We start from the raw sequence: 1099 nt of genomic DNA on the forward strand, positions 1-1099 counted from the left end.
TCTTCAATTGCTTGTATTAAATCTTCTTCTGTTTTAAAATGATTCAAATACAACATCTCCGATTTAAAATGGGAGAAAAATGACTCGATACAGGCATTATCATGGCAGTTTCCTTTGCGAGAGTGGCTGCCAATGATACCTAAATCTAAAAGTCGTTTGTTGTAGGCATGAGATGTGTACTGGAATCCCTGATCTGAATGGAGAATGGTTCCACGCACATCTCTTTTTTGTGCCAACATTTCAATTGTATCTAATACAAGTTCATTATCATTGCGCTTGGATATTTTCCAAGAAACAACTTCGTTATTATAAATATCTTGGACAACAGAAAGATACCGAAATCCCTCTTGGAATCGTAGGTACGTAATATCTGTAACAAGTGCTTCATTTTGTTGGCGATCTTTAAATTCACGGTTTAAAACATTCGGAAAAACATTGGAATAGTTCCCTTTAAAGAAGCGACGCTTCTTTCGAATAATAGATTGAATGTTGAGCTCGCTCATTAAGCGATATACTTTTTTATGATTTATAAAATATCCTTCTTCCTGTAAAGCGATTTTCATACGTGGATAACCATATTCCTTGTGCTTTACATGAATAGATTGTATTACTTTTTTTAATCGTTTTTCGGATTCTAGTCGCATGTTTTTCATGCCTTTTGTATGAATCCACTTATAGTAACTTGAACGATGTACACCAGCAAATTTCGTAAGCCACCTAACTGGATATTTCTCCTTTAATGATTCAATGATATGATATCTCTCTTTATATTTTAGTACGCCTCCATTTACAGATTTGGATATTGCTTTTTTAAATATTCAACCTGAGCCTTATAGTAGTCGCGTTCCTCTTCAACGGTATTGAAATGAACACGTTTGCCTTTTAGAGGATTTGGTATCCCTTTCACTCCACTGTTTTTTCCACGTGTATCTGTAATTTCACCACATTCTTTATATTTTTTTACCCAATTTTTAAGTTGAGTAGAACTTCTAAGCTGATATTTTTCCTTTATCGTATTGTAACTTCCTTCTCCGTTTAAATAACTTTGAACAGCTGATAACTTTAATTCTTCTGAATATATATTAAAAGTTAAGCCTTT

2 protein-coding genes are annotated in these 1099 nt (G+C 33.4%); both read right to left on the reverse strand.

The window, feature by feature from the left end:
• On the reverse strand, positions 1–818 hold an 818-nt coding region (locus DET63_RS30020), incomplete at its 3' end, for an IS3 family transposase (protein WP_181777968.1).
• Positions 788–1081 (reverse strand): transposase, encoded by a 294-nt coding sequence (locus DET63_RS30025; protein ID WP_113938661.1) that lies wholly within the window; start codon positions 1079–1081, stop codon positions 788–790. The genes DET63_RS30025 and DET63_RS30020, both read right to left, overlap by 31 nt.
• Positions 1082–1099: the final 18 nt, after the last annotated feature.

It is taken from the genome of Bacillus sp. DB-2 (assembly GCF_003315125.1).
In the GTDB taxonomy this organism is placed as follows: Bacteria; Bacillota; Bacilli; order Bacillales; family Bacillaceae_G; genus Bacillus_A; species Bacillus_A mycoides.